Consider the following 26,251-nt stretch of genomic DNA (forward strand, 5'->3'; position numbering starts at 1 on the left):
ACGAGGGATCCCCACCCCATGCCCACACCTCTGGTCCACGACGACCCCGCCGCCCTCGGCCCCTACCGCCTCGTCGCCCGCCTGGGCAGCGGCGGCATGGGGACCGTGTATCTCGCCCGTACGCCCGGCGGGGCCACCGTCGCGCTCAAGACCATGCACCCGGGGATCGCCGAGACCGCCGACGCCCGGACGCGCTTCCGCCTCGAGACCGATGCGGCCCGGGTCATCGGTGGGCGGTTCGGGGCCCGGGTCGTCGACGCCGACCCGCTGGCGGCCACTCCCTGGCTCGCCACGGAGTACGTGCTCGGGCCCCCGCTCGACGAGGCCGTGGAGACGTCCGGACCGCTGCCCGAGCGGACGGTCCGTGCGCTCGGGGCCGCTCTGTGTGCGGCACTTGACCAGCTGCACCGGTCCGAGGTCGTGCACCGCGACCTGAAGCCGTCCAACATCCTCGTCACGGCCTACGGTCCGAAGGTCATCGACTTCGGGATCGCGCGGGCGGTCGGGGACGCCCGGCTCACCCGGACCGGATCCGCCGTCGGCACCCCGGCCTTCATGTCGCCCGAGCAGGCCACCGGCCAGGAGCACGGCGCGGCCGGCGATGTCTTCGCACTCGCCGGGGTGCTGGTGTACGCGGCCCGGGGAAGCGGGCCGTTCGGGACCGGGCAGGCGGCTGATCTGCTGTACCGCGTGCGGTACGCGGAGGCCGATCTGAGCAGTGTGCCCGCGTCCCTCGCGTCCGTGCTCGCGCAGTGCCTGGCCAAGGATCCGGCGCAGCGACCGGGAGTCCTCGAGCTCGCGGCCCGACTCCACGACGGCAGCGGCGAGTTCGCCGAGCAGCTGCCGGACTCGCTGATGGCGCAGATCGGGCAGCGGGCCGCCGACGTCTGGCGTGTCACCCCGCAGCGGCTGCCTCCGCCGGCCGACACCTTCACGTCCGGCGCGCCGACGCCGGCCACGGCCGGAGCGGGCGTGTCCCGGCGCCGGCTCCTGTTCGGCGGCGGGGCGGTCGCCGCGGTGGGGCTCGCGGGCGGCGGCGCCTGGTGGTGGAGCTCCTCGCGGGAGCGGACCGGGGGTTCCGGGAAGGGGGACGCGGGGCCCGAGCAGACGCGGAACATCGACCCGGTCTGGAAGACCGACGTGCAGCTCCTTCTCGATTGGGGACTCACCGCGCCCCACCCCGTCAACGGGAAGATCCAACTCCCTTACCGGGCCACCACGTTCTGCTTCGATCCGAAGGACGGCGGGCGTACGGAGGATTTCGTCGCCGACGGGGCGCCCTGGCAGGTCGACTCCAGCGGCAAGCTCGCCTACCGGCTGAGCCCGCACCACGACCGCACGGCAGCAGGCGTGACGCCCGCCGGCATCTCGGTCTGGGCCAACTCCGTCGGGCCGACACCTGCCTACTTCAGGGGCACCAACGCCCGCGTGGAGGGAAACCAACTGCTCTGCGTCCGCGGCACGGTGGCGTACGCCGCCGTCGCTTCCGGCAAGGAGTCCGCAAGGGGTTTCCTCGCCTCGCAGAAGTTCACGCTGCGCGCCGCCGACATCAAGACGGGCAGGACTCTGTGGTCGAAGGCGCTGCCCAAGCGTCCGGACAAGAGCCAACGGCTTCACTTCCTGGCCGCCGAGGTCGTCGGTGACCGCCTTGTCACGCTGCAGGAGACCGAGCCGGAGACCGTACGCGTCGTCGTTCGGGACATCCGCAACGGCGAGGTCCTCTGGGACAAGCCGTACGGAAAGACCGACGATCCCGACGCCCTGCAGGCCGCGTTGGCGCTCGGCGACGGGCGGATCCACCTCGGCGGCGAGCGGCTGCGGGCGTGGCGGATCGACAACGGTGAGGAGGTGTGGAGGAGCAAGGCCGGAGTCTCGTACGGTCCTCCCTCGTACGCCTCCGGAGTCGTGTACGCGGTCGGACAGGGCGTCGGCCTCAGCGCACTGGCCGCGGACAGCGGCAAGGTGGCATGGACCGAGACCTCGGACCAGGTCAGCGAGGCGTCACTGGCCTGGCGGCCGCTGCTGACCAAGCGGTACGGCTACTACCGCAACGGCGTTCAGCTGCACGCCATCGACCTGCGGACCCACGCCGTCGCACGCACGTACAAGACGAGTGCGACGCGCTTCTACGCGGACGTGCCCGACCGGCTCCTGCTCGGCGTGGAGGAGAACTCCTTGACCGCGTATCCGCTGAAGTGAGCTGAGCCGCCCCCTCGTCACCCCCTCCCCCTCGCGCGTGAAGGACCTGACCCATGACCCCGCTCGGCCCCGGAGATCCCGTCCGCCTCGGCCCGTACCGCGTCTTCGGCGTGCTCGGCGAAGGCGGTATGGGCAAGGTGTACGTCGGCCAGGACGCGGCCGGGACCCTGGCGGCGGTCAAGGTGCTGCGGCCCGAGCTGGCGCACGACACGCACCTCGCCCAGCGCTTCGTACGCGAGGCGCAGGCCGCGCAGGCCGTGCGCAGCCCGGGCGTCGCCGCGGTGCTCGGGGCCTGGACCGAGGGCGGGCGGCCGTGGATGGCGACCGAGTTCCTCGCGGGGCTCACCCTCGACCAGGCCGTCGAACGGTTCGGCCCGCTCGACGAGGGCGCGCTGCGGGCGCTCGCCGCCTCGCTCGCGCGGACGGTCGCCGACATCCACGCGGCCGGGTTCGTGCACCGCGACCTGAAGCCGCAGAACATCGTGCTCACCGCGGACGGCCCCCGCGTCATCGACTTCGGCATCGCCCGGCCCGAGCACGGCCTCACACTCACCACCACCGGGCAGGTACCGGTCACGCCGGGCTACGGCGCGCCCGAGCAGGTCCTCGGGCAACGCGTGGCGCCCCCGGCCGATGTGTTCTCGCTGGGTGCGGTGTTCGTGTACGCGGCCCGTGGGCGGCGGGCGTTCGACGGCGGGCATGTGGCGGCCGTGCAGTACGCGGTGGTGCACGGCGAACCCGAACTGGCAGGTATCTCACCGGAGTTGGCGGCCCTTCTGGCGCCCTGTCTCGCCAAGGACCCGGCGCTGCGGCCCACTCCCGCGCAGATCGAGCAGGCGATGGCCCCTGCCAAGGGGTCCGGGCGCCACTGGCGGCGCGGGCCTCTCGCCGACGCCATCAAGGAGCGTGAGCGGGACGCGCGCCGGCTGACCACACAGGCAGCGGGCCCCACGGACGGCCAGGCGCCGTCCCCGGCGCGGCGCAGGCTGCTCACCGGTCTGGCGGCAGGTGGCGCGGTGCTGGCCGCGGGGGGCGGTACCGGCGTGTGGTGGCTGGCCGGCCGGGGCGACGCGCGTCCGCCCGCGAAGAACGATCCGTTCGACATCCCGCCTGCCGCGCGTACGCCCAAGCAGGCTCTGGAGAACCTGGAGGGCAAACCGGCCGTCGGCAGCGTTCCTGCGGCCACCCTCATCTGGCGGGTCGTCGACGAGGCCGACGTGTACGCACAGGACCTCCTGCCGGTGCGCGACGTCCTGGTCTTCGGTGCCGCGAGCGGTGGCATCGCCGCGTACGACGTACGGGACGGATCACGTCGCTGGCAGCAAGCGGGCATCCATGCGGCGGCCGGCTATCTGTCGCTGTCCGACCGGCTGGTGGCGGCGGCCGACAAGGGCGGGACGCTGCGCACGTACGTGGCCTCCACCGGCGTCGCCAAATGGACGTGCCGGGCGGCCGAGGTGCAGCACCTGCTGACGGCGGACGACGACGCTGTCTACTTCCTGACGAAGGACAAGCGGCTGCGCTGTGTCGGCACGTCCGACGCGAAGGTGCGCTGGACGCTGAGCGCCCCCGCCGCCTTCAAGGGGCAGGGCGCTCTGTCCTCGGCCGCGAGCGGGGGCCGGCTCGTGATCGGGACCGACGAGGGGGGCGTTCTGGCGATCGACGCGCGTGCCGGGAAGGTGGTGTGGTCGGATCAGCAGAGCAGGAGCTCGCTCGTCCACGTGGCCATCGACGGGGACACGGTGTTCCACGGCGGTACGCGTCTGTCCGCCCGCCGGCTCCGCGACGGGCGGGAGATCTGGCGGACCGAGCCCGAGGACACCAAGGGCGACAACGGGCCGTGGGGGCGGCCGACGGTCCACGAGGGCGCCGTCTACGCGACCGGCGACTACTTCCCGCGGCGCCTCGGCACCCGTGACGGCGGCGAGGCGTGGCAGGCGTACTGGGGGGCGAACGACGGCCTTCCCGTGCTCGTGCAGGCGAACGGCGCCTGGTATCTGCGGACGGGCGACACGGTGACCGGCAGCGACGAGTTCCAGCTGCAGCTCCATGCCGTGCGGGTGGCCGACGGGGAGAGTGCGCTGAGGCTCGTACTCCCCTACTCCAAGCACCAGTCACTCGCCGCCGCGGGCAATCGGGTCTTCGCCAAGAGCGGCGGAGAGGTGACGGCGGTGGGGGCGTTCTGATCCGGGGTTCCGCAGGGCGGTGCTCCGGAGCGATGTGCTCCGGAGCGCGCCGCTCCGGGCTCAGGCCCGGTGGTCGGCGAGGAGTTCCTTCGAGCGGCGTACGTCGTCCGCGATCGCTTCGATGAGCTGCTCCAGCGAGTCGAACTTCGCCATGCCACGGACGTACGCCACGAAGTCCACGGCCACGTGCAGGCCGTACAGGTCGAGGCCCACGCGGTCGATGGCGTAGGCCTCGACGGTGCGCTCGACCGCGTCGAACTGCGGGTTGGTGCCGACCGAGATCGCGGCCGGCATGGCCTCGCCCTCGACGTGCAGGTAGCCCGCGTAGACGCCGTCCGCGGGGATCGCGGTGTGCGGCAGGGTCTCCACGTTGGCCGTCGGGAAGCCGAGTTCGCGGCCGCGCTGCGCGCCGCGGACGACGACGCCCTCGACGCGGTGCGGGCGGCCCAGGATCTCGGCGGCGCCCGCGACGTCGCCCTCGGCGACGAGGCGGCGGGTCAGGGTCGAGGAGAAGGGCTCGCCACCGCCCGCCTCACCGCGGACGACCAGGTCGAAGACCTCGACCTCGTAGTCGAACGTACGGCCCTGCTCGGCGAGGAACTCGACGTTGCCGGCGGCCTTGTGGCCGAAGCGGAAGTTCGGGCCCTCGACGACGACACGGGCGTGCAGCTTGTCGACGAGGACCTTCGCCACGAAGTCGGCGGGCGAGAGCTTCGAGAACTCGGTGGTGAACGGGAGGATCAGTACGGCGTCCACGCCCAGGTCCGCCATCAGTTCCGCGCGGCGGTGGTGCGGGGCGAGCAGCGGCGGGTGGCTGCCGGGGCGGACGACCTCGCTGGGGTGCGGGTCGAAGGTGACGACCACGGAGGGGATGCCCAGCTCCTTGGCGCGCTGCACCGCCTTGCCGATGATCAGCTGGTGTCCGCGGTGCACTCCGTCGTAGGAGCCGATGGTGACGACGCTGCGCCCCCAGTCCTGGGGGATGTCCTCCAAGCCACGCCAGCGCTGCACTGTGTTTGCTCCTCGCCGAACCTGTGTACGTCCTGATGTTTGCGCAGCACTAAGAGTGCCATGTCTTCGGGGGGTGGCTCGCCTCGCCCCTTCCGGAAACCGGGGCTTCGCCCGCCTCAGACACCTGCGGGGCTGAAGGCACCGACCGCCTGGCCCAGGATCACCCGTCGCGCCGCCGCCCCCACCAGGACCGTCCACACACCGGGCGCCTCGTCCAGCCAGCCCGCGAGGACCGTCGCGAACCCCGCGTAGGTACGGGACAGTTCGATCAGGCGCTGGTCGAAGGTGGTGGCGCCGTCCGGGGTGCGGGTCCAGAGGGTGCCGCAGTGGCGGATCAGGGTGGCCGCTCGGGGCCAGTCGGCGCTGCCCGTGCGGACCGCCGTCGTCAGGACCTCGTTCAGGACGGAGGGGTCCCTCTCGGTGGCGAGGAGGAGGTCGAGGAGTTCGCCTCGCAGCTCGCGTGAGCCGGCGGAACCGCGGGCCGCGAGGACGCGGGCGAGGGAGCGGCGGACTTCCGCCGGGCCGCTCCGCAGGAGGTCGGTGACCAGGGGGATGAGCGTCGTCCTGGCCGAGGCGCCGTGCGTGAGGCAGCGGTCGACGTAGGCCGCCGCCTGGGGTGCCGCCGCCGGGTGGAGTGCGACGAAGTCCCGTACGAGGAGGGCCGCGCGGCGCGCGACCGTCTGCGACGTGACCTCCGACAGGGCGGCCAGTACTTCCGCGGAGCCCGGGCCGGGCGCGCGCAGTCGGGCCTTGAAGGCCGCGAGGACCGGCTCCGGGTGGGTCGTGAGCGCCGCGGCCAGGGCTGCCGATGAGGGCTGGAGGTCGCCGGCCGCGTAGAGCTCGAGCGCGCGCGGGAGGTGGCGGGACCGGGTGAGGGGGTCCCGTACGAGGAGGGAGAGTGCCGTGCCGTGCAGGGTGCTCTCGCAGGAGAGCAGCGCGAGTGCCGCGTAGCGCAGCAGCGTGCGGTCCGCCTCGGAGGTGAGGTGCCAGGCGACCTGGAGGCCGTACGCGGCCGCCGCCACGCGTCGCGCGGCGCGGTCGTCGTGCGCCCAGCGGTCGACGGCCCGGCACAGGGCGGAGGGCTCCTCCTCGGCGAGCGTGGCGAGGAGTTCGTCGCCGCGGGGGTGCGCGCTGTCGACGAGGGCCTCGGTGAGTTCGTCGAGCGCGCGCCGCCGGTGGGTGTGCAGGAGCGCCTGCGCGGCATGCGCGACGGTCGCGGCGGGGGCGCTGGCGAGCGGACGGTCGTCGGTGAACCAGGATGTCAACAGCGGCTGTACGAGGGCGGGTTCGTCCCGCAGCAGGTCGGAAGCCGTGTCGAGGTAGCGCGTGCCGTCGGGCGCGGCGTCGGCGACCACGAGCCGCCGCAGCAGGTCGAGCCGGTCGGCTGCGGGCAGCGGCAGGGCCCGCCAGAACCACGGCCCGAAGCCGTCGTACACACCGCGCACCGGCCCGCGCGCCAGGATCCGGTCGGCGAGCAGACGCAGGACCGGCAGGTACGGCCGCGCGTCCGGAACCCGCAGAAGAGTCTCGGTGAGCAGATGAACGGCCCACCAGGCGGCATCCGCGGGCCGCCGCGCCCCACCCGCCGCCCAGCTGGGCGTGGCCCGCAGCCCGTGCTCGGCGAAGTGGTCGGCGGCCAGCGTGAGCTCGTCGAGGCGCCGGCGGAGCCGGTCGGGCCCCTGCTGGCGTTCGAGGAGCAGGAGGGCTTGCAGTACGGGTCCGATGCGGTGACGCGGAACGGGTAGCGCGCCGCCCGACGGTTCGGCCGCCCCGGGCTGCGACGGATCGGGCCCCTTGCGGGAGCGACGCCGCGGGACGGGCCCGGCACCGGCCTCCGGAAGACCGGCCCCATCGGCCTGCAGCGCCTCCGATGCCTTCCGCGAGCGCCGACGCGGAACGGCCCCGGCGGCGGCTCCGGCCCGCGAAGGATCCGCGACCTCGGCCTGCAGCGCCTCCGCCGCCTTGCGCGAGCGCCGACGCGGAACGGGCACGGCAGCAGCCCCGGCCGCCAGAGGATCCGCCACCTCGCCCTGCACCGCAGCCTTGCGCGTGCGGCGGCGCTCCACGCGTGCGGGGCGCTCCACGCGTGCGGGCAGCCGGAACGCCGCCTCGGCCGCCTCGCCGGAGGGCAGCTCGCCGAAGAGCTGCTCGCCCGAAGGCCGCTCACCACAGGGCTTCTCACCGGAAGGCTCCGCCCCGCAGGGCTGCTCGCGCCACCGGTGGACCAGGGAGCGCAGCGCCGCGTCCAGGTCCAGGTGCGCCCCCTGGATCCAGTCGGCAAGCTCCTCGTGGGCGAAGCGGTAGCCGGTGCCCGCGGGGACCAGGGCGCCCTCGGTGAGGACGGCGGAGGCCCAGCCCGTGGCCCACGGGAAGACCTCCTCGAAGGCCGTACGGTCCAACTCCCCCTGCCCGGGACCCAGACAGCGCCGCGCGGCCTCGTGCAGCCGCCCGGAGACCTTCGCCGCGAGCCGCCGTACGTCCGTGCCGTGCAGGTCCTGGAGCGCGGCGAGACGGACGGCGATGCGCAGGGCGAGGAGGTCGAGGTAGGCGGTGAAGATCTCGGAGCGGTCGGGCGTGCCGGTGGCGGCCGTCTCACCGAGCGCGGCACGCACCTCACCCAACAGCCGTACGGCCAGCGGGTGTTCGGCGTCGCGCTCCGTCAGCGCCTGCGCGGGCACCCCGTACAGCGCCCGCACCCAGCCCGCCTGCTGCTCCCCCAGCTCGCCCACGCGCACACAGGCGGGCAGCCGGCCGCCCTGTGTGGAGCCGTACAGCATGCCCTCGGCGAAGAGGGCCCCCGCCTGCTCCCAGTACTCGGCCCTGCACGCCACCACCAGGCGCGCCCCCGTGCCACGCAGCCACTGCCCGGTGCCCGTGGTCCACTCCGGGAGCCGGTGCGCCAGCTGCGGCGGCATCTCCTCGGGACCGTCGAGCAGGACGAGGAGGGGGCGGCCCGCGTCCCGTACGAGGCGGGCGATGCGGTCCGGACCGATGTCCCCCAGCTCGCCGTCCGGCTCGTCGGCCACCGGCACTCCCTCGGACGCGGCCACGATCCGCCCGGCGTGCGCGAGCGCCCGCCCGACCGCGTCGGCCAGCGACTCGTCCCCGGCCTGCAGCGAGGCGCCGCGCAGCCAGACCGTCGGGGCGGGGACCGCGCCGCGCGCACGACGGCGGGCGAGTGCGCCGAGCTCCGTGGTGCGGCCGCTGCCGGGGTCGCCGACGAGTCCGAGTACACCAGGGCCCGTCCGGGCCGCGGAGTCGGTGAAGGCCGTGAACTCCCGCCCCACCTCGGCCCGTTCGACCGGTTCGCGCTCCTCGCGCGGCAGGTCCGAGCCCACGGAGATGGCGCTGAGCTGCAGCGCCCCGGCCAGATTGAGGTCGCGCCCGTACGCGGGGACACTCGCCGCGTTGCGCCGGAGCAGCTCCGCGAGGGGCCCGTCGGCGTCGGCCCGTGCGGCGGCCCGCAGCGCCACCGCGTAGCCGGGCGCACGGTGCCCGGCGTCGAGCGCGGTGCCGAGCACCCCGAGCACGGCACCGGTCTCGCTGTCCACGACGGGACCGCCGGCCGCCCCGCCGCCGAGCTGCAGCGCGTCGCTGGCATCGGTGCCGACGGCCAACTCAAGGACGCCGCCCAGGAGATGGAATCGGTCGGTCGCGGTGTACGTGACCTGCGCCCCGGCGTCCAGGACGCGTGCCTCGCGCCAGCCGAGGGCCGCGATGCGCACATACGCGCCGGGCTCGACGTGCTCGCGGACGGACAGCGGCAGGGCCCGCAGCCCGAGGCCTTCGGTGCGGACGAGGGCCAGATCCGCCTCCGGCAGCGCGGTGACGGCCTCCTCGGTGACCACGCAGGTGCGGCCGCCGGGGGCGTGCAGGACGATGCGGGCGAGCCCGTCGACGGCCTCGTGGCTGGTGACGATCGTGCCGTCCTCGTCGGCGGCGAAGCCGGTGCCTCGGGGACGGCCCGCGAGATCGCAGATCCTGACCAGTTCCTCACGACCCCCGGCCATGGCTCGTCCTCCCCGCGGTGCTGCTCCTACGACCGTAGGAAGGGCTGTTCCGCGAGGAGGGCCGCCAACCGGATGCGCCCCCTGTGAACCGGGGCTGTGCTTCGAGCGCCTGCCCGAACGGGTGAGTTTTCCCGTACGGGCAGGCTCCTGCAGTTACGCGAAGACGGCGAGGCTCTTGGCCTTGCCCTTGAGGTTCTCCACGAGGGCGACGAAGCGGCCGGTCGCGTCGAAGACCGCGACCGACTCCCCTGGCCCGTACTCGTCCGGCATCTCGATCCGCACCCCGTTGAGCAGCAGCCGCGCCCGCTTCTCGTCGACGTCCCAGCGCGGGAACGCCGCCGCGGCGGCCTCGGCGACCGGCATCACGGTCAGCGAGGACTGGTGGGCGTCGAGGGTGCGGGCCGCGTCCAGTCCGTACGGCCCGACGCGCGTGCGCCGGAGCGCCGTGAGGTGGCCGCCGACCCCGAGGTCCGCGCCCAGGTCACGGGCGAGCGCCCGGATGTACGTGCCGGAGGAGCAGACCACCGAGACCACCAGGTCCACGACCGGGGTGCCGTCCTCGGCGACGGCGTCGCGCACGTCGTACACCTGGAAGGACGAGACCGTGACCGGCCGCGCGGGGATCTCGAACTCCTCGCCCTCGCGGGCCCGCTTGTAGGACCGCACGCCATCGATCTTGATCGCGCTGACCTTGGACGGGACCTGCATGATGTCGCCGGTCAGCTTGGCGATCCCGGCGTCGATCGCGTCACGCTTCACACGCGAGGCGTCCGCGGACGAGGTGATCTCGCCCTCGGCGTCGTCCGTCACGGAGTTCTGGCCCAGGCGGATCGTGCCCAGGTACTCCTTCTCCGTGAGGGCGAGATGCCCGAGGAGCTTGGTGGCGCGCTCGACCCCGAGGACGAGCACACCGGTCGCCATCGGGTCGAGCGTGCCGGCGTGGCCGACCCTGCGGGTCTTGGCGATCCCGCGCATCTTCGCGACCACGTCATGCGAAGTGAAGCCGGACGGCTTGTCGACGATGACAAGTCCGTCCGGCGTCTGTGCCTGCTTGCTCATGCGGAAGCGTCGTCCTCTTCCGGCTTCTTGTACGGGTCCGCGTCACCGGCGTACGTGGCGCCCGAGGACGCCTCACGCACCTGCGCGTCGGAGGCCCGTGCCTTGTCGAGGAGGTCCTCGATGGTCTTGGCGGTCTCCGGCAGGGCGTCGGCCACGAAGGTCAGGGTCGGCGTGAACTTCACACCCGCCGCCGCGCCCACCGCCGAGCGGAGGACGCCCTTGGCGCTCTCCAGGCCGCGGGCCGCGTTCTCCCGGTCCTCGTCGTCGCCGTAGACCGTGTAGAAGACGGTCGCCTCCCGCAGATCGCCGGTGACCCTCGTGTCCGTGATGGTCACGTGCGAGCCCAGGCGCGGGTCCTTGATTCCGCGCTGCAGCTTCTGTGCGACCACTTCCCGGATGAGGTCCGCCAGCTTCTTCGCCCGCGCGTTGTCGGCCACTGGTCCGTCTCCCTCTGTGTTTCTTCCGTACGTACGTCTCGTACGCACCTCTCGTACGCGTCCTGCGTACGTCAATCATCGTCCCCGTGCAGCCGCCGGCGCACCGAGAGCAGCTCCACCTCGGGGCGTGCGGCCATCAGCCGCTCGCACCGGTCGAGCACGTCGGACAGGTGCCCCGTGTCCCCGGAGACCATCGCGACGCCGATCTCGGCGCGGCGATGGAGGTTCTGGTCGCCGACCTCCGCCACGCTGACCGCGAACTTGCGGTGCAGCTCGGCGACGATCGGGCGGATCACGGAGCGCTTCTCCTTCAACGACCGTACGTCGCCGAGAAGCAGATCGAAGGACAGAGTCCCCACGTACATGGCTGTCTTCTTCAAGTTGGCCGGATGTCCCGCCGGTACGGGCTAGACGGCTCCCTGCCTGCCTTTCGCAGGGGCGTGCAAACCGTACCCGCAACGGCCGGGGCCGATCGACGGAATTTCCCGTCGACCGGCCCCGGATCACGCTGCGTGATCAGTTACGCGATCAGCCGCGCGGCTTCTCGCGCATCTCGTACGTCGCGATGACGTCGTCGATCTTGATGTCGTTGAAGTTTCCGAGGTTGATACCACCCTCGAAGCCCTCGCGGATCTCGGTGACGTCGTCCTTGAAGCGGCGCAGACCGGTGATGGTGAGGTTCTCCGCGATGACCTTGCCATCGCGCAGCAGGCGCGCCTTGGTGTTGCGCTTGACCTCGCCGGACCGGATGAGCACACCGGCGATGTTGCCCAGCTTGGACGAACGGAAGACCTCGCGGACCTCCGCCGTACCGAGCTCGACCTCTTCGTACTCCGGCTTGAGCATGCCCTTGAGGGCCGCCTCGATCTCCTCGATGGCCTGGTAGATCACCGAGTAGTAGCGGACGTCGACACCCTCGCGCTCCGCCATCTGCGCGGCACGGCCGGCCGCACGGACGTTGAAGCCGATGACGATGGCGTCGGAGCCCATCGCCAGGTTGATGTCCGACTCGGTGACCGCACCCACACCGCGGTGCAGGATGCGGATGTCGACCTCTTCGCCGACGTCCAGCTGGAGCAGCGAGGACTCGAGCGCCTCGACGGAACCCGAAGCATCACCCTTGATGATGATGTTGAGGTCCTGCACCAGACCGGCCTTGAGCACCTGGTCGAGGTCCTCGAGGGACACCCGGCGGGTGCGCTTGGCGAACGCGGCGTTGCGCTCACGGGCGGCACGCTTCTCGGCGATCTGACGCGCGGTGCGGTCCTCGTCGACGACAAGGAAGTTGTCGCCGGCGCCCGGCACGTTGGTCAGACCGAGGACGAGAACCGGCGTCGAGGGCTCAGCGACCTCGACGTTCTCACCCTTGTCGTCGAGCATGGCGCGCACACGGCCGTAGGCGTCGCCCACGACCATCGTGTCGCCGATGCGCAGCGTTCCGCGCTGGACGAGGACGGTCGACACCGCACCACGACCACGGTCGAGGTGGGACTCGATCGCAATACCCTGCGCGTCCTGGTCGGGGTTGGCCCGCAGGTCGAGCGAGGCGTCCGCGGTCAGGACCACGGCCTCCAGGAGGGACTCGATGTTGAGGCCCTGCTTGGCGGAGATGTCGACGAACATCGTGTCGCCGCCGTACTCCTCGGCCACCAGACCGTATTCGGTGAGCTGACCGCGCACCTTGGTCGGGTCGGCACCCTCGACGTCGATCTTGTTGACCGCGACCACGATCGGCACGTCGGCCGCCTTGGCGTGGTTCAGCGCCTCGACCGTCTGCGGCATGACACCGTCGTTGGCCGCCACCACGAGGATCGCGATGTCGGTCGACTTCGCACCACGGGCACGCATGGCGGTGAACGCCTCGTGACCCGGGGTGTCGATGAAGGTGATCTTGCGCTCTTCGTCGTTGACCTCGGTCGTGACCTGGTACGCACCGATGTGCTGCGTAATACCGCCGGCCTCGCCCGCGACGACGTTCGTCTTGCGGATCGCGTCCAGAAGCCGGGTCTTACCGTGGTCGACGTGACCCATGACGGTCACGACCGGCGGACGCGCGACGAGGAACTCCTCGCCACCCTCGTCCTCGCCGAACTCGATGTCGAAGGACTCGAGAAGCTCGCGGTCCTCCTCCTCCGGGCTGACGATCTCGACGGTGTAGTTCATCTCCGTGCCGAGCATCTGAAGGATGTCGTCGGAGACGGACTGCGTGGCCGTGACCATCTCGCCGAGGTTCATCATCACCGCGACGAGCGACGCCGGGTTGGCGTTGATCTTCTCGGCGAAGTCGGTGAGCGAAGCACCGCGCGACAGGCGAACGGTCTCGCCGTTGCCGCGAGGCAGCATCACGCCGCCGACCGACGGGGCCTGCATGGCCTCGTACTCCTGGCGCCTCTGCCGCTTCGACTTGCGACCACGACGCGCGGGACCGCCGGGACGGCCGAAGGCGCCCTGCGTGCCACCACGGCCACCCGGACCACCGGGACGGCCGCCGAAGCCGGGACGACCGCCGAAGCCGCCGCCACCACCGGGACGACCGGCACCGCCGCCGCCACCGGGACCACCGGGACGACCGGCGAAGCCGCCGCCGCCACCGCCGCCGCCGGGACGACCGGCGAAGCCGGGACGACCGCCGCCGCCACCGCCACCGGGACGACCGCCGCCGCCGGGACCACGGCCACCGCCGGGGCCACCACCGGGACGCGGGCCCGCAGCGGGACGCTGCGGCATCATGCCCGGGTTCGGACGGTTGCCGCCGCCGGGACGCGGGCCGCCGGCACCGGCACCCGGACCCTGCGGGCGAGGCATGCCGCCCGGAGTCGGACGCGCGCCGCCCTGGGGACGGGGACCGCCCTGGCCGGCGCCCTGCGGACGCGGGCCGCCGGGCGCACCCTGGCCACCGGGACGCGGGGCGCCGCCGGGACGGGGCGCCTGCGGGCGGCCCATGCCGGTGGAACCGCCGGACGTGAACGGGTTGTTGCCCGGACGCGGACCCGCGGGACGGCCGCCGGGACGCGCGGCACCCTGGCCACCGGGACGCGGGGCGCCACCGGGACGCGGGGCCTGGCCCTGACCACCCTGACCGGGGGCCGGACGGGAACCGCCGGGCTTGGGCGCGCCGGGACGTGCGGCCGGACGCTCACCAGCGGGCTTCGGCGCCGCGGGGGCGGCCGGAGGCGCGGTGAATTCCGGCGTGGCCGGGGCGGGCTTGGGTGCCGCCGCCGGCTTGGGCGCTGCGGGACGCGGACCCGGCGCGGGGGCCGCGGGCTTCTCCGCCGCAGGCTTGGGGGTGACCGGCGCGGGCTTCGGCGCCGCGGGACGCCCCGCGGGCGTCGCAGCAGCCGGAGAGGCCGGCTTCGCGGCGGCCTTCTTGGGCGCCGCAGGCTTGGCAGGGGAGGCCTTCTTGGCGGCGCCGCCGCCACCCGGACCCTGCAATGCGTCAGTCAGTTTGCGTACTACCGGCGCCTCGATCGTCGAGGACGCCGAACGTACGAATTCACCGAGTTCTTGGAGCTTGGCCATGACGACCTTGCTCTCAACCCCGAACTCCTTGGCGAGTTCGTATACCCGGACCTTAGCCACTTCGCTCCTTTTAGGTCCGGGTTACGCCGGACCGTCGCTACTTCATGGGCGTACTCATCGCGTGCTCATCGAGTGCTCATCGCAATCTCGACCTACTTCCAACTCGCGGGGGTACTGGACCGCACGGGGCTCCGTGCGGCACGTCTTCTTACGGTTGCGCCTGCTCGACATACCGGCGCAGGGCCGCGGTGTCGAGCGGACCCTCGGCGCGCAGCGCCCTCGGGAACGCCCGGCGGCGGACCGCCGTGTCGATACAGACCAGGACCGGGTGTACATATGCACCCCGGCCGGGCAGCGTACCGCGCGGGTCGGGGACGCAGTCGTCCTCTTTCCGCACGATCCGCAGCAGATCGCTCTTGGCCGCTCGCTCCCGGCATCCCACGCAGGTTCGCTCAGGGCAGGCTCGGGTTGGCGTCCGGCCAGACACGATTAAGTCTACCTCCCCGCACCGACCTCACCCCTTTGGGGCAAGAATCGAATGGCTGCGCGATCGGATTCGGCGTGATCTATGCGGTGGCGGGCCGTCCACGCCGGTGGGCGGCCCCCGGGCGTCACTCCCCGGCCGGCTGCTCCGTGTCCGGCCTGATGTCGATCCGCCAGCCCGTGAGCCGCGCCGCGAGGCGGGCGTTCTGGCCCTCCTTGCCGATCGCGAGGGAGAGCTGGTAGTCGGGGACCGTGACACGGGCCGAGCGGGCCGCGAGGTCCACGATCTCGACCTTGGAGACGCGGGCCGGCGAGAGGGCGTTGGCGACCATCTCGGCCGGGTCGTCGGACCAGTCCACGATGTCGATCTTCTCGCCGCCGAGCTCCGCCATGACGTTGCGCACACGGCCGCCCATCGGGCCGATGCAGGCGCCCTTCGCGTTCAGACCGGAGCGGGTCGAGCGGACCGCGATCTTGGTGCGGTGGCCGGCCTCGCGGGCGATCGCGGAGATCTCCACGGACCCGTCCGCGATCTCCGGGACCTCCAGCGCGAAGAGCTTCTTCACGAGGTTGGGGTGCGTGCGCGACAGCGTCACGGACGGGCCGCGGACGCCCTTCACGACGCGTACGACGTAGGAACGCAGCCGCTGGCCGTGCGGGTACTGCTCGCCGGGGACCTGCTCCTGCACCGGCAGGATGGCCTCCAGCTTGCCGATGTCGACCAGGACGTTCTTCGGGTCGCGGCCCTGCTGGACGACGCCCGTGACGATGTCGCCCTCGCGGCCCGCGTACTCGCCGAGCGTCGCGTCGTCCTCGGCGTCGCGCAGACGCTGCAGGATGACCTGCTTGGCGGTGGTGGCCGCGATCCGGCCGAAGTCCGAGGGGGTGTCGTCGAACTCGCGGGGCTCCTGGCCCTCCTCGAGATCCTCGGCGTCCTCCTTGGCCCACACCGTCACGTGCCCGGTGTTCTTGTCCAGCTCCACGCGCGCGCGGCGGCGGCTGCCGTCGGTGCGGTGGTAGGCGATCAGGAGGGCCGACTCGATCGCCTCGACCAGCAGGTCGAAGGAGATCTCCTTCTCCCGGACCAGACCCCGCAGGGCACTCATGTCGATGTCCACGACTACGCCTCCTTCTCTGCGTCGCTGTCGTTTCCGGTGTTCTTGCGGTTGAACTCGACTTCCACGCGCGCCTTGGCGACGGAGTCGAAAGCAATACGGCGGGCGGTGGGCTTACGGCCCTTCACACCCGGCACTTCGAGGTCCAGACCCTCGTCGTCGACGCCGAGGATGCGGGCGACGAGCTCGCCGCCCTCGGTGAGCTGGAACTTCACCAGGCGGCCCGTGGCACGCACATAGTGGCGGTGCTCGGTGAGGGGGCGGTCGGCGCCCGGGGACGTGACCTCGAGGACGTACTCGCCGTCCCCCATGGCGTCCGTGTCGTCGAGCTTCACGGAGATCTCACGGCTCAGCTCGGCACAGGTGTCCAGCTGGACGCCTTCGTCGGAGTCGACCACGACACGCAGCACACGACGCTTACCGGCAGGGGTCACGGTGATCTCTTCGAGATCCAGATCCTTGGCGCCGACGAGCGGTTCAAGCAGACCGCGCAGCCTCTCGCTCTGGGTGGTGCTCATCCGGGTGACTCCTCGGCCGCGTGTGCTGTTGTGGGTTTCTCGCGTGTCAGCTCAAAGGGTATCCGGTCGCGGGAGGTGTTGCTGTCCACCGGGTGGCGGCGCATGACGGCAGCCGGTGGAGGCGCGTCGACGGCACCGGTGTCCCGCTCCCGGCTGGGAGCGGGTGCGCGCGTAGGGTGATCACTGCTCCGGCTGTTGACCGGATCCCGTCCGCCCCTTGACCGCCCCGAGGACGTCTGCCGTGCCGTACGACGAACCTGTCTCCCTGGCCGCCCCCACCGGGCCGCGCCGCCGGAGTCTGCTGACCGGGGCCGTGACGGCCGCGGGTGCCGCGCTGCTCGCCGCCTGCTCCGCCGACGGTGCGGACGCGGGATCGTCCGGTGCCGCGAGCCGTAAGCGCTCCACCGGGCAGGTCCGGGCCGCCGCCGCCAAGGACAGTGCGGGGCTGCTCGCCGAGTACGAGGCCGCGCTCACCGCGCGTCCCGGGCTCGCGGACCGGCTCGGGCCGCTGCGCGACAACGTCCGCGCGCATCTGGAGGCGCTCGGCGGTGCGCCCGCAAGGACGCCAAGTCCCGCGCGCAGCACGCCCGTTCAGGAACCGCTCGGCGAGAAGGCGACGCTGCGGCGCCTCGCCGGGGCCGAGCGCGCGCTCGCCGACAGCCGGCGCGGTGCGCTGGCCGAGGTGGGCGGTGAGGAGGCCCGGCTGCTCGCGTCGATCGCGGCCGCCGGTGACGTACATGCGTATCTGCTGACCGAGGCGGGCCGATGAGGGACGACGAGCACAAGAGCGAGGAGATCGCCGCGCACCAGGCGGCGCTGCGGGCCGAGCACGCGGCTGTCTACGGCTACGGGGTGGTCGGCGGACGGATCCGTGAGGGCCGCAGGGACGAGGCCAGGTCCGCGTACGACGCGCACCGGGCACGCCGCGACGAGCTGCGGCGGACGCTGCGCGACCTGGGCGCCTCGCCGGAGCCCGCGGCGGCCGCGTACGCGCTGCCGTTCCCGGTCCCCGACTCCCCCGCCGCGACGCGTCTCGCGGCCGATCTGGAGGACAAGGTGGCCGGGGTGTACGCCGATGTCGTACGGGCCACAGAGGGCGAACGCCGCAGGTCGGCGGCGGACGCGCTGCGCGAGGCCGCGATCCGGGCGGTGCGCTGGCGGGGCGGCAGCGTAGCCTTCCCGGGGCTCGCCGAGCGGGCGGCGCAACCGGCCGAGTCGGCCACACCGTCCGCGTGACGGACCGGGCCCGACCCGCCTCGGGTGCCTGACGCCCCCGGCCGGGGTTTTTGTTTCACAGCTTTGAAGGGAAGTTCTCGCGCATGGCAATCGAACCGCCGCAGCGTCTGATGACCGCGCTCGGCGAAGTGCGCGACGACGGGGCGTCCGCGTGGCTCGCCGAGCTCGGAGTGCTGCTCGACGAGGCGGCCGTACGGCGCGGGCTCGCCGTCGAGAAGGTGCACCAGCCGGGCGGCCGCAGCAGTCTTGTCGCCCATGTCCGTACGGCCGACGGCGAGAGCGCCGTCCTGAAGCTGGCGCCCGAGCGCTTCCGGCCGGAGGCGGAGCGGGCCGCGCTGACGCACTGGGGCGGCTTCGGCGCCGTACGCCTGCTGGATCCCGGGATCAACGACGGTGCGATGCTCCTGGAGCGGCTGACGCCCGAGGTGTCGGTGCGGACGCTGCCGGAGTCCAAGGCGCTTCTCGAAGCGGCCGGGACGCTGCGGCGGCTGTGGGTGGACCCGCCGCCCGGACGCAACTGCGAGACCGTGCCCGAGCGCACGGGGCGGCAGGCGGAGGCGATGCGGGCGACGCCCGGCGCCTTCCCGGACTTCCCCGGCATCGCGCTGCTCGTCGACTCGGCGCTCGCAGCGCGCGAGGAGCTGGTGGCCGCGCCGCCCGAACTGCGGCTGCTGCACGGCACGTTCCGGCAGAGCAAGGTGCTCGCGGGTGAGCGCTCGCCGTGGCTCGCGGTCGGGCCCGACCCGGTGGTCGGCGAGTGCGCCTTCGATCTGGCGCGCCTGGTGCGCGACCGGGTGGAGGACCTGATCGGCGCGCCCACGGGCCCGTCCACGACCCGCCGCCGTGTGAAGCGGCTCGCGGAGTCCCTGGACGTCGATCCCGTACGGCTGCGGGGCTGGACCCTGTTCCGCGCGGTGGAGTCCGGGGCGCGGGCGCTGCGGGTGGGGCGTACGCGGGACGCGGAGAACCTGCTGGAGTTCGCGGGCTGGCTGTAAGGCGAGCCGCACACGCGAGAGCGCCCCGGACCGCTGCGGTCCGGGGCGCTCTCGCGTATGCGCGGTGATCAGGCGGTCAGGCGGGCCACGGCCTCCTCGACCGTGAGCTCCTCGCGCTCACCCGTGCGACGGTCCTTGAGCTCCAGGACGCGGTCGCCCGAGCGGCGGCCGGCGACAAGGATCTTCGGGACGCCGATCAGCTCGGAGTCGGTGAACTTCACGCCGGGCGAGATGCCCGGGCGGTCGTCCACGAGGACACGGACACCGGCGGCGGCCAGCTGGTCCGAGACCTCCAGGGCCAGCTCGGTCTGCAGGGCCTTGCCGGCGGCGACCACGTGCACGTCGGCCGGGGCGATCTCCTCGGGCCAGACCAGGCCCTGCTCGTCGGCGTGCTGCTCGGCGAGTGCGGCGACGGCGCGCGAGACGCCGATGCCGTACGAGCCCATGGTGACGCGGACGGGCTTGCCGTTCTGGCCGAGGACGTCGAGCTGGAAGGCGTCGGCGTACTTGCGGCCGAGCTGGAAGATGTGGCCGATCTCGATGGCGCGGTCCAGCTTCAGGCCGGTGCCGCAGGAGGGGCAGGGGTCGCCCTCGACGACGACCACGACGTCCACGTACTCGTCGACCTCGAAGTCACGGCCCGCGACGACGTTCTTCGCGTGCTTGCCCTCCTTGTTGGCGCCCGTGATCCAGCTCGTGCCGGGCGCGATGCGCGGGTCGGCGAGGTAGGTGACCTTCTCCAGGCCCTGCGGTCCGACGTAGCCGCGGACGAGGTCCTCGCGGACCTCGAAGTCCTCGGCGGTCACGAGCTCGACCTCGGAGGGGGCGAAGTGCGCCTCGACCTTGTCCATGTCGACCTCGCGGTCGCCGGGGACGCCGATCGCGAAGATCTCGCCGTCGACCTTGACCAGAAGGTTCTTCAGGGTCTCGGAGGCCTGGACGCCTAGGTGGGCGGCGAGGGTCTCGATGGTCGGGGTGTCGGGGGTGTCGAGCTCCTCGACCGCGCCGGCGCCGCTGCCGTCCACCGGCTTCAGGGCGTACGTGATGGCCTCGGTGTTGGCCGCGTAGTCGCAGTTGGGGCAGTCGGCGAAGGTGTCCTCGCCGGCCGCGGCCGGGGCGAGGAACTCCTCGGACTTGGAGCCGCCCATGGCGCCGGCGGTCGCGGCGCAGATGCGGTAGTCGAGGCCGAGGCGCTCGAAGATGCGCTGGTAGGCGGCGCGGTGCAGCGCGTAGGAGGCGTCGAGGCCCTCGTCGGCGGTGTCGAAGGAGTACGAGTCCTTCATCAGGAACTCGCGGCCGCGCAGGATGCCGGCGCGGGGGCGGGCCTCGTCGCGGTACTTCGACTGGATCTGGTAGAGGATGACGGGCAGGTCCTTGTAGGACGAGCACTGGTCCTTGACCAGGAGGGTGAAGATCTCCTCGTGGGTGGGGCCGAGGAGGTAGTCGCCGCCCTTGCGGTCGTTGAGGCGGAACAGCTCGGCGCCGTACTCCTCCCAGCGGCCGGTGGCCTCGTAGGGCTCGCGGGGCAGCAGGGCGGGCAGAGTGACCTCCTGGGCGCCGATGGCGTCCATCTCCTCGCGGACGACGCGCTCCACGTTGGCGAGGACCTTCTTGCCCAGCGGCAGCCAGGACCAGATGCCGGCGGCCGTACGGCGTACGTAACCGGCGCGGACCAGCAGCTTGTGGCTGAGGACCTCGGCGTCCGCCGGGTCGTCGCGCAGTGTCTTGACCATCAACTTCGACATGCGCTGGACCTGGGCCATGGTTCTGCTCTCCTGCGGGCTGCTGTACGTAGGTGTGCGTTGGAGGTTATCCGGGTGGGGGGCGTCGGCGGTAATCCGTTTCGGGGCCCGGCGGGCCATGGCGTCGCGGCCGCGCTAGCGCGGGCGGCGCAGCGGCAGCGGGGCGCCCATCACCGCGTACGGCTTCGGGGCGCTCGGGAAGAGGACCTGGCGGGCCAGGTCCCCGTAGCCGAGCGAACGGTAGAGGCCGCGGGCCGGGCTCTCGTGGTCGATCGCCGAGAGGATCGAGCGGGGCTGGGGCGCGGCGTCCGTGATCGTGGTGATCAGAGTGCGGCCGATGCCCTGGTTCTGGTGCGAGGGGTCGACGTGCAGTTCGGTGATGACGAAGGAGTCGTCGAGCCAGAAGTCGAGTTCGCGGCTGCGCAGATACGGCTCGACGACCGTGGACCACCAGTGGGCCCGGTCGTTGGGCATCCCGTAGACGAAGCCGACGAGGCTGCCGTCGCGGGTGGTGGCGCCCAGGGCGCGGGCGCCGGGGTAGCCGAGGTGGCGGAGGACGATCTGGCGGCGTACGGCGACCTCGTCGTCGCTCAGGCCGAAGGCCCGGGCCTGCACGGCCAGCGCCTCGTCGACCCGGTGGGCAAGATCGAGATCCCCGATCATGACGTCGTCGTCAGTCATGCGGGAACCCTAACGCCCGGGGGCACACTCGCAGGTGGCGCCGCAGAAACAGGGCGGCGGAGGCGCTAGAACAGGACGCTCATGAACGCGCCGGTCTCCCGGAAGCCCACCCTGCGGTACGTGGCCCTGGCGGCGGTGTTGTAGTCGTTGACGTAGAGGCTGACGACGGGGGCGACATCGGCCAGGGCGTAGCGCAGGACGGCCGCCATGCCGGTGATCGAGAGGCCGCGGCCGCGGTGCGCGGGGTCGACCCAGACGCCCTGGATCTGGCAGGCGGTGGGAGTGGCGGCGCCGATCTCCGCCTTGAACAGGACCTTGCCGTCCTCGATCCGCGCGAACGACCGCCCGGCGCCGACGAGTTCGGCGACGCGGGCCTGGTAGAGCAGACCGCCGTCGCCCGCGAGCGGCGAGACGCCGACCTCCTCGGTGAACATGGCCACGCACGCGGGCATGATCACGTCCATCTCGTTCTTGCGGATACGGCGGACGTACGGGTCCGGGGCGATGTCGTCGGGCATCCGCTCGGTGACCATCAGGGGCTGGTGGGAGCGGACCTCGCGGGCCGGACCCCAGGCGGGTTCGAGCAGCTTCCACAGCAGGGCGGTGGGCTCGGCGGGCCCGACGATCGAGGAGCAGCGGCGCCCGGCCCGGCGGGCCCGGTCGGCGAAGGCACGCACGGCCTCGGGGCCCGCGCAGATCGGAACGAGGTTGGCGCCCGCGTAACACAGCGATTTGAGGACCCCGCCCTCGTACCAGCCCCACATCTCGCCCCCCAGCCGCCAGGGGTCAAGGCCCGCGACCCGGACCCGACTGGTCACGAACGCGTTGTGCACGGGCTCGCGCTCCAGCACCTCGAGGGCGGCGTCGAGATCGCCGGGGTCGAGCACCCTGGTGGTCGTCTGGGTCAACACGGTACGGGGGCCTTCGGAGGGCGGGGTTACGGATCTCCGCACTGTACCTGGAGCTGTTCGCGGGTGCCCCTCGCGAAGGAGTGCGGAGGGACTTCGCCCCCGGACCTGCGGCTTTCCGGCCCGGAGCATGCAAACGCCCCGCGGGATCCCGTCCCGCGGGGCGCAGCGAGGAGCAGGGGGCTCAGCCCGCGACCGACACCGACGGCTCGCCCGAGGCGATGCCGTCCTTCTCCATCTGCTCGGCGATCTTCATCGCCTCCTCGATCAGCGTCTCGACGATCTTCGACTCGGGGACGGTCTTGATGACCTCGCCCTTCACGAAGATCTGGCCCTTGCCGTTGCCGGAGGCGACGCCGAGGTCGGCCTCGCGGGCCTCGCCGGGGCCGTTCACGACGCAGCCCATGACCGCGACACGGAGCGGGACCTCCATGCCCTCCAGGCCGGCGGTCACCTCGTCCGCGAGCTTGTAGACGTCGACCTGGGCGCGGCCGCAGGACGGGCAGGAGACGATCTCCAGGCGGCGCTGGCGCAGGTTCAGGGACTCCAGGATCTGGATGCCGACCTTGACCTCCTCCGCCGGCGGGGCGGAGAGGGAGACGCGGATGGTGTCGCCGATGCCCTCCGCCAGGAGCGCGCCGAAGGCGACGGCCGACTTGATGGTGCCCTGGAAGGCCGGGCCCGCCTCGGTGACGCCGAGGTGCAGCGGGTAGTCGCTCTGGGCGGCGAGCTGACGGTACGCGTTGACCATCACGACCGGGTCGTTGTGCTTGACCGAGATCTTGATGTCGCGGAAGCCGTGCTCCTCGAAGAGGGAGGCCTCCCAGAGCGCGGACTCGACGAGGGCCTCCGGGGTGGCCTTGCCGTACTTCTTGAGCAGACGCGCGTCGAGCGAGCCCGCGTTGACGCCGATGCGGATCGGGGTGCCCGAGGCCGAGGCGGCCTGGGCGATCTCCTTCACCTTGTCGTCGAACTGCTTGATGTTGCCGGGGTTGACCCGGACCGCCGCACAGCCCGCGTCGATCGCCGCGAACACGTACTTCGGCTGGAAGTGGATGTCCGCGATCACCGGGATCTGGGACTTCCTGGCGATGGTGGCGAGCGCGTCCGCGTCGTCCTGCGTGGGGCACGCGACACGGACGATCTGGCAGCCGGACGCCGTCAGCTCGGCGATCTGCTGGAGCGTGGCGCCGATGTCCGAGGTGCGCGTGGTGGTCATCGACTGCACCGAGACGGGTGCGTCGCCGCCGACCGCCACGGAGCCGACCTGGATCTGCCGCGAGCGGCGGCGCTCGGCGAGCTGGACCGGTACGGACGGCATTCCCAGAGAAATCGCAGTCATCTGCTGTGCAACCCCAAGGTGTGGATCATGGTCCGGAAGGTTCCGGAGGGTGGTCCCGGATGTCCCCGGATGGGCGGGCTCCGGCGTTCGAGGTTACGCCACGGCCCGGGGGCCGGGCACATCGCCGTGGCGCACACCACCCGAAGGGTGGGTGGCCGGACACCGACGGTGCCCGGCCACCGTGAACGGGTGGTGATCAGCTGATGGTCACCGGGTTGACCACGTCCGCGATCAGCACGAGCAGCGTGAAGCAGACGAAGATTCCCGCGACGACGTAGGCGACCGGCATCAGCTTCGCCACGTCGAACGGACCCGGGTCGGGGCGCTTGAACACCCGCGCCACCTTGCGCCGCAGCGACTCCCACAGGGCGCCCGCGATGTGACCGCCGTCGAGCGGCAGCAGCGGGAGCATGTTGAAGAGGAACAGCGACAGGTTGAAGCCCGCGACGAGGAACAGCATCATCGCGATCTGGTTCTCCGGCGGGATGTCGAGCGTGAACACCTCGCCGCCGACGCGGGCCGCGCCGACCACGCCCATCGGGGAGTCCTGCTTGCGCTCCCCGTCACCGAAGGCCGCGTCCCACAGGTCGGGGATCTTCGACGGCAGGGCGATCAGCGACTCGACGCCGTTCTGCATCATCTCGCCCATGCGGTCCACGGACTCGGTGAAGGACTGCTCGACGATCCCGGAGGCCGGGGTGAAGCCGAGGAATCCGGCGTAGTCGTACTTGCCCTCGACATACTCGCCGTCGCCGTCGATCCTGCTGACCTGGTTCTTGGTCAGGGTGGCGTGCAGGTCCTTCTCGGCGCCCTTGCGTTCGACCGTGATGGTGGCCGGGCCGATGGTGTCGCGGATACGGGACTGGAGGGTGGTCCAGTCGTCGATCCGTTCGCCGTTGAACGCCACGATCTTGTCGCCGGCCTTCAGGCCCGCGGCCTTGGCGGGCGCCGCCTTGTCGCCCTTCTCGCATTTGCTGCGGTTCTCGCTCGCCAGGATGACGCAGTCGGAGACCCGGCCGACGGTGGTCGTCTGCTCGTTCCATCCGAAGGTCATCAGGACGCCGAGGAAGATCGCGACGGCCAGGATCAGGTTCATGAACGGCCCGGCGAACATGACGATCACGCGCTTCCACGGCTTGCGCGTGTAGAAGAGCCGCGTCTCGTCGCCCGGCTTGAGCTCCTCGAAGGCCGCCGAGCGGGCGTCCTCGATCATCCCGCGCCACGGTGAGGTGGAGCGCGCCTCGATCTTGCCGTCCGGCCCGGGCGGGAACATCCCGATCATGCGGATGTAGCCGCCGAGCGGGATCGCCTTGATGCCGTACTCGGTCTCGCCCTTCTTGCGCGACCAGATGGTCGGCCCGAAGCCGACCATGTACTGCGGCACGCGGATCCCGAAGAGCTTGGCCGTGGACAGGTGCCCCAGCTCGTGCCAGGCGATCGAGAACAGCAGCCCGATCACGAAGACGACTATGCCGAGGATCATCATCAAGGTCGTCATGCACGAGCCTCCGCGGTCGCCTGGTTGTGGTCCTTACGGTCTGTACGGGAGGTCAGCCCCGCCAGTTCACGGGCCCGGGCGCGTGCCCAGGTCTCCGCATCGAGGACGTCCGCGACGGTCAGGGAAGTTCCCGATACCGGTGTGCCGTGTTCGGCGACGACCTCGGTGACGGTCTCCATGATTCCGTTGAACGGCAGCGCACCGGCCAGGAAGGCCTCGACGCACTCCTCGTTGGCGGCATTGAACACCGCCGGAGCCGTCCCGGCGAGCTCCCCCACGTGCCGGGCGAGCCCCACCGACGGGAAGGCCTCGGTGTCGAGCGGGAAGAACTCCCAGGTGGACGCCTTCGTCCAGTCGAACGCGGGCGCCGCGTCCGGGATGCGCTCGGGCCAGCCGATGCCGATCGCGATCGGGCCGCGCATGTCCGGCGGGGTGGCCTGCGCGAGGGTCGAGCCGTCGGTGAACTCCACCATCGAGTGCACATAGGACTGCGGGTGGACGACGACCTCGATGCGGTCGAAGGGGATGTCGTAGAGGAGGTGCGCCTCGATGACCTCCAGGCCCTTGTTGACGAGCGTCGCGCTGTTGACCGTGATGACCGGGCCCATCGCCCAGGTCGGGTGGGCGAGGGCGTCCTCGGGCTTGACGTCGGCGAGCTCCGCCTTCGTGCGGCCGCGGAACGGGCCGCCGGACGCGGTGACGACGAGCTTGCGGACATCGGCGCGGGTGCCGGCGGCGAGCGCCTGGAAGAGCGCGGCGTGCTCGGAGTCGACCGGGATGATCTGCCCGGGCTTGGCGAGCGCCTTGACCAGCGGCCCGCCGACGATCAGCGACTCCTTGTTGGCGAGCGCGAGGGTGCGGCCCGCTTCGAGGGCGGCGAGGGTCGGGGCGAGACCGATCGACCCGGTGATGCCGTTGAGCACGGTGTGGCAGGCGGAGGCCGCCACCTCGGTGGCGGCGTCCGGTCCGGCCAGGATCTCGGGGAGCGCGTCGCTTCCGTACTGCTCCTTCAGCGCCTCGCGCAGCGCGGGGACCGCAGCCTCCTGCGCGACGGCGACCGTCCGCACCCGCAGCCGCCGGGCCTGCTCGGCGAGCAGCGCGACCCGTCCGCCGTTCGCGGACAGGGCGGTGACCTTGAACCGGTCGGGGTGGCGCAGGACGAGGTCGACGGCCTGCGTGCCGATCGAGCCGGTGGAGCCGAGGATCGCGATCTCGCGGGGGCCGTCGTCCAGGGACACGGGGTCGAAGACCAGATGCGGATCGGCGAGGGGGGCTGGACTGTCGCTCATTCCCCCATTGTTGCCCCTCCGCC

General features: G+C 72.2%; 20 protein-coding genes. 5 read left to right on the plus strand and 15 right to left on the minus strand.

The window, feature by feature from the left end:
- Window positions 1–18: 18 nt before the first annotated feature.
- Together ACIBI4_RS29520 and ACIBI4_RS29525 are read left to right on the plus strand one after the other, a co-directional pair.
- Window positions 19–2,199, plus strand: a complete 2,181-nt coding sequence (locus tag ACIBI4_RS29520; protein ID WP_399207188.1) for a protein kinase — start codon at window positions 19–21, stop codon at window positions 2,197–2,199.
- Window positions 2,200–2,252: 53 nt separating this feature from the next.
- Window positions 2,253–4,385 (plus strand): protein kinase, encoded by a 2,133-nt coding sequence (locus ACIBI4_RS29525; RefSeq protein WP_399207189.1) that lies wholly within the window; start codon window positions 2,253–2,255, stop codon window positions 4,383–4,385.
- Between the two features lie 60 nt (window positions 4,386–4,445).
- Here the strand turns inward: ACIBI4_RS29525 and ACIBI4_RS29530 are convergent, their stop codons facing one another.
- From ACIBI4_RS29530 to rimP, 9 genes are all read right to left on the minus strand, one after another.
- A complete protein-coding gene (locus ACIBI4_RS29530) occupies window positions 4,446–5,396 on the minus strand; it encodes a bifunctional riboflavin kinase/FAD synthetase (protein WP_399207190.1) in 951 nt (316 codons plus the stop codon).
- Window positions 5,397–5,512: 116 nt separating this feature from the next.
- A complete protein-coding gene (locus tag ACIBI4_RS29535) occupies window positions 5,513–9,406 on the minus strand; it encodes a trypsin-like peptidase domain-containing protein (protein ID WP_399207191.1) in 3,894 nt (1,297 codons plus the stop codon).
- 153 nt (window positions 9,407–9,559) lie between these two features.
- A complete protein-coding gene (truB, locus tag ACIBI4_RS29540; protein ID WP_399207192.1) occupies window positions 9,560–10,465 on the minus strand; it encodes a tRNA pseudouridine(55) synthase TruB in 906 nt (301 codons plus the stop codon).
- On the minus strand, window positions 10,462–10,902 hold the full coding sequence (gene rbfA, locus ACIBI4_RS29545) for a 30S ribosome-binding factor RbfA (protein WP_399207193.1): 441 nt from the start codon (window positions 10,900–10,902) through the stop codon (window positions 10,462–10,464). The genes truB and rbfA overlap by 4 nt, the downstream gene beginning before the upstream one ends.
- A 71-nt stretch (window positions 10,903–10,973) precedes the next feature.
- Window positions 10,974–11,267: a DUF503 domain-containing protein gene (locus ACIBI4_RS29550; protein WP_399207194.1), complete on the minus strand. Its 294-nt coding sequence runs from the start codon at window positions 11,265–11,267 to the stop codon at window positions 10,974–10,976.
- Window positions 11,268–11,430: 163 nt separating this feature from the next.
- Window positions 11,431–14,481 (minus strand): translation initiation factor IF-2, encoded by a 3,051-nt coding sequence (gene infB / locus ACIBI4_RS29555; protein ID WP_399207195.1) that lies wholly within the window; start codon window positions 14,479–14,481, stop codon window positions 11,431–11,433.
- 148 nt (window positions 14,482–14,629) lie between these two features.
- Window positions 14,630–14,908: a YlxR family protein gene (locus ACIBI4_RS29560; RefSeq protein WP_399207196.1), complete on the minus strand. Its 279-nt coding sequence runs from the start codon at window positions 14,906–14,908 to the stop codon at window positions 14,630–14,632.
- Between the two features lie 124 nt (window positions 14,909–15,032).
- Entirely contained in the window at window positions 15,033–16,022 is a 990-nt protein-coding gene (gene nusA / locus ACIBI4_RS29565; protein ID WP_399207197.1) for a transcription termination factor NusA, read from the minus strand.
- 2 nt (window positions 16,023–16,024) lie between these two features.
- A complete protein-coding gene (gene rimP / locus ACIBI4_RS29570) occupies window positions 16,025–16,537 on the minus strand; it encodes a ribosome maturation factor RimP (protein ID WP_399207198.1) in 513 nt (170 codons plus the stop codon).
- A gap of 241 nt (window positions 16,538–16,778) precedes the next feature.
- On the opposite strand from rimP, the gene ACIBI4_RS29575 reads away from it, so the two are divergent.
- The 3 genes from ACIBI4_RS29575 (at window position 16,779) to ACIBI4_RS29585 (ending at window position 18,768) form a co-directional block, all read left to right on the plus strand.
- Window positions 16,779–17,306, plus strand: a complete 528-nt coding sequence (locus tag ACIBI4_RS29575; RefSeq protein WP_399207199.1) for a hypothetical protein — start codon at window positions 16,779–16,781, stop codon at window positions 17,304–17,306.
- The gene (locus ACIBI4_RS29580) at window positions 17,303–17,773 is read left to right on the plus strand and encodes a ferritin-like domain-containing protein (protein WP_399207200.1); all 471 of its coding nucleotides are present in this window, start codon (window positions 17,303–17,305) and stop codon (window positions 17,771–17,773) included. The genes ACIBI4_RS29575 and ACIBI4_RS29580 overlap by 4 nt, the downstream gene beginning before the upstream one ends.
- 83 nt (window positions 17,774–17,856) lie before the next feature.
- The gene (locus tag ACIBI4_RS29585) at window positions 17,857–18,768 is read left to right on the plus strand and encodes an aminoglycoside phosphotransferase family protein (RefSeq protein ID WP_399207201.1); all 912 of its coding nucleotides are present in this window, start codon (window positions 17,857–17,859) and stop codon (window positions 18,766–18,768) included.
- Window positions 18,769–18,836: 68 nt separating this feature from the next.
- Here the strand turns inward: ACIBI4_RS29585 and ACIBI4_RS29590 are convergent, their stop codons facing one another.
- From ACIBI4_RS29590 to dxr, 6 genes are all read right to left on the minus strand, one after another.
- Window positions 18,837–20,531, minus strand: a complete 1,695-nt coding sequence (locus ACIBI4_RS29590; RefSeq protein ID WP_399207202.1) for a proline--tRNA ligase — start codon at window positions 20,529–20,531, stop codon at window positions 18,837–18,839.
- A 114-nt stretch (window positions 20,532–20,645) separates the two neighbouring features.
- Window positions 20,646–21,191, minus strand: a complete 546-nt coding sequence (locus ACIBI4_RS29595) for a GNAT family N-acetyltransferase (RefSeq protein ID WP_399207203.1) — start codon at window positions 21,189–21,191, stop codon at window positions 20,646–20,648.
- A 65-nt stretch (window positions 21,192–21,256) separates the two neighbouring features.
- Entirely contained in the window at window positions 21,257–22,102 is an 846-nt protein-coding gene (locus ACIBI4_RS29600; protein ID WP_399207204.1) for a GNAT family N-acetyltransferase, read from the minus strand.
- Between the two features lie 181 nt (window positions 22,103–22,283).
- The gene (gene ispG, locus ACIBI4_RS29605) at window positions 22,284–23,441 is read right to left on the minus strand and encodes a flavodoxin-dependent (E)-4-hydroxy-3-methylbut-2-enyl-diphosphate synthase (protein WP_399207206.1); all 1,158 of its coding nucleotides are present in this window, start codon (window positions 23,439–23,441) and stop codon (window positions 22,284–22,286) included.
- Window positions 23,442–23,637: 196 nt separating this feature from the next.
- On the minus strand, window positions 23,638–24,939 hold the full coding sequence (locus ACIBI4_RS29610; protein WP_399207207.1) for a M50 family metallopeptidase: 1,302 nt from the start codon (window positions 24,937–24,939) through the stop codon (window positions 23,638–23,640).
- Entirely contained in the window at window positions 24,936–26,228 is a 1,293-nt protein-coding gene (gene dxr, locus ACIBI4_RS29615) for a 1-deoxy-D-xylulose-5-phosphate reductoisomerase (RefSeq protein ID WP_399207208.1), read from the minus strand. Before dxr ends, ACIBI4_RS29610 begins: the two co-directional genes overlap by 4 nt.
- Window positions 26,229–26,251 lie beyond the last annotated feature (23 nt).

Origin of the sequence: Streptomyces sp. NPDC050418 (assembly GCF_044458745.1) — a bacterium.
Taxonomy (GTDB): Bacteria; Actinomycetota; Actinomycetes; order Streptomycetales; family Streptomycetaceae; genus Streptomyces.